This is a genomic window from Actinocorallia lasiicapitis (assembly GCF_054778695.1).
In genome coordinates this window covers 1-2,640 of record NZ_BAAGZI010000574.1, presented here as the reverse complement: position 1 = coordinate 2,640, position 2,640 = coordinate 1, and the positions used below count along the sequence as shown (strand labels likewise).

Here is a 2,640-nt window from a genome sequence, read left to right as displayed (position 1 = left end):
GCGCAGGAGCGGCGGCACCGGGCGCGCCGTCCGGCCGTCCAACCGGAGGGCGACCGGCGCAGGGCGACGGTCAGGACGAACCTGCACCCGCAGGGCTACGTCGAACTGGACGCCGACCTGTACCGCGCCGCCTGGGCCGACCCCGACACCCCGCCGCCGGGGGAGGGCCGCCCCGTCGACGTCGTCCAGGACCCCGGCGCCGACGTCCTGCTCGCCTACCCGCCCGGTCACTGATTTCTGGAGCACCCCTCGTGGAACCCATGGACTACGCCGACATCGAGATAGAGAACAACGCGCAGCGGCTCCCGCTCGTCCTGTGCCTGGACACCTCCAGCTCGATGGCGGGCGACCCGGTCGGCCTGCTCAACCAGGCGCTGCGCGACTGGACGGCCCAGCTCAAGGACGACGTCAGCCTCAGCCACAGCGTCGAGGTCGCGGTGATCACCTTCGGGGGCCAGCAGGTGACGGCCTGGCAGGGCCCGCATCCGCTGCCCGCCCGGCCGAACGTCAGCGCCTTCGTGCCGGCCCACCACTTCGAGCCGCCGCTGCTGCGGGCGGCGGGCGTCACCCTGATGACCGAGGCGCTGGAGCTGGCGATGCAGCTCGTGGCGGCCCGCAAGACCGAGCTGCGCTCGCTCGGGCTGCAGTACTACCGGCCGCAGATCTGCCTGGTGACCGACGGCCAGCCCACGGACGCCACCGGCCACGCCACCGAGGCGTGGCGGCGGGTCGTGCCGGTGCTCGCCGCCGAGCAGGACGCCCGCAAGTTCCGGCTGTTCGCGATCGGGGTCGGCGGGATCAGCAGCCGGGGCGAGCAGGTGCTGGAGACCATCGCGCCGACCTTCCACGCCCGGCTGCAGGGGTTCCCGTTCCGGGAGCTGCTGCAGATGATGTCGGCGAGCGCGTCGGCCGAGCAGCGCGGCGCGGGCGACGAGATCTTCGAGCGGATCTTCGCCCAGTTCAAGACCCAGCGTCCCGCCTACGAGGGCTGACCGGTGCGCTTGCAGACCACGCGGTGGCGGGTGCGCGGCGTCAGCGTGCGCGGCTACCGGCACGTCAGGGACGGCAAACCCTGCCAGGACGCCCACGGCCATCTGGTCGCGGGCCCGCCGGGCGACAGGGTGACGGTGCTGGCCGTCGCCGACGGCGCGGGCAGCCGGCCGCGCTCCGACCAGGGCGCCGAGCTGGCGGTGCGGCTGGCGACCACCCGGTTCGCGCGGCTGTGCGAGGGCCGCTCCGCAGAACGCGACGTGCGCGGGCTCCTGCTGGACGGCTTCCACGACGTCCGCGAGGCGTTCCTCGCCGAGACGGGTTCGGCCGCCGACGAGCACGCCACCACGCTCACGGTCGTGGTCCTGACCGGCGCGTGGCTCGGCTATGTGACCGTCGGCGACGGCTTCGTGGTGCTCCGGGCGGGGGAGGAGGACGGCGAACGCCAGTACCATCTGCTGCCGCAACCGGGCGCCGTCAGCGAGTACGGCAACGAGACGGTGTTCCTGACCTCGTCCGACGCCGAACGCAGGGCCCGCGCCGAATGCGTCCGCGACGCCGGGGTCGACGGGGTGCTCCTGTCGACCGACGGCCTCGCCCAGGCCGCCATCAGCCGGGGGCTGCCCAACGGCTCGTTCGCCAACGGCATGTTCCGCCCGCTCGACGCCCCCGGCGCCGACCTGGCCGAGGACGACCGGCGGCTGTCGACCTTCCTCAGCTCCGACCAGCTCACCCGGCTGAACGGCGACGACAAGACGGTGCTGAGGGCGGTGCGGTTGTGAGGATCCTGCTGGACGGGCAGCCCGCGGAGCTCGCGCCGCTGCCGCTGAAATCCGGCGGCCAGGCGGCCGTCCACGAAGTGCTGGGCGGTACGGGGCTGGTCGTCAAGGTGTACCGCGACCCGCCCACCGCCGACCAGGAGCGGCGGCTCACCCAGATGATGAAGCTCGCCCCGCTCGGCGGCCGCCCCACCCACGAGGGCCAGCCGCCCGAGCTGGCCTGGCCGGTCGCGCTCGGCCGCACCCCCGACGGTAGGCTCGTCGGCTACGCGATGCGCCGGTTCGGCGAACCCGGCCATGTGCAGCTGCTCGGCCTGTTCAACCGGCAGTCGCGGCTGCGGCACTTTCCCGACCGCGCCGACTGGCGGTTCCTGCTCGGCGTCTCCTTCAACCTCGCTTTCATGACGGCGCGGATGCACCACCAGAACCTCGTCGTCGGCGACTTCTCGGCCAACAACGTGGTCGTGGACCGCGACGGGTTCGTCACCTTCCTGGACTGCGACACCATCGGCTTCATCGACCCGGGTAGCGGCGAGGACTTCCCCTGCCTGATGCTCACCCCCGAGTACTGCGCGCCCGAACGGCAGCAGGGCGGGCCGGCCAGCGACCGCAGCGACGATTTCGCGCTCGCGATCCTCGTCTACCAGCTCCTCACCGCGGGGAACCATCCGTTCGGCGGGATCCGGCACGACAGCGACTCCGACACCAGCGTCAAGGAGAACATCGCCTACAGCGCCTCCTATGTGGTGCGGCCCGAGGCGGTGACGGTGCCGCGCGGCATCATCGACCCGGCCGTCCTGCCGCCGTCGCTGCTGGAGCTGGCGCGGCGCGCGTTCGGTCCCGGGGTCGGCGACCCGTCGGCCCGCCCGAC

General features: G+C 73.1%; 4 protein-coding genes. All 4 read left to right on the top strand.

What is annotated here, in order from left to right; all coding sequences use genetic code 11:
- A partial coding sequence (locus ACYVE7_RS32345) for a hypothetical protein (RefSeq protein WP_460370161.1) occupies positions 1–234 on the top strand: 234 nt, incomplete at its 5' end.
- A 26-nt stretch (positions 235–260) separates the two neighbouring features.
- Complete coding sequence (locus tag ACYVE7_RS32340) at positions 261–992, top strand: vWA domain-containing protein (protein WP_460370163.1); 732 nt, start codon at positions 261–263, stop codon at positions 990–992.
- A 3-nt stretch (positions 993–995) separates the two neighbouring features.
- On the top strand, positions 996–1,772 hold the full coding sequence (locus ACYVE7_RS32335; RefSeq protein WP_460370159.1) for a PP2C family serine/threonine-protein phosphatase: 777 nt from the start codon (positions 996–998) through the stop codon (positions 1,770–1,772).
- A partial coding sequence (locus ACYVE7_RS32330) for a protein kinase (protein ID WP_460370158.1) occupies positions 1,769–2,640 on the top strand: 872 nt, incomplete at its 3' end. The genes ACYVE7_RS32335 and ACYVE7_RS32330, both read left to right, overlap by 4 nt.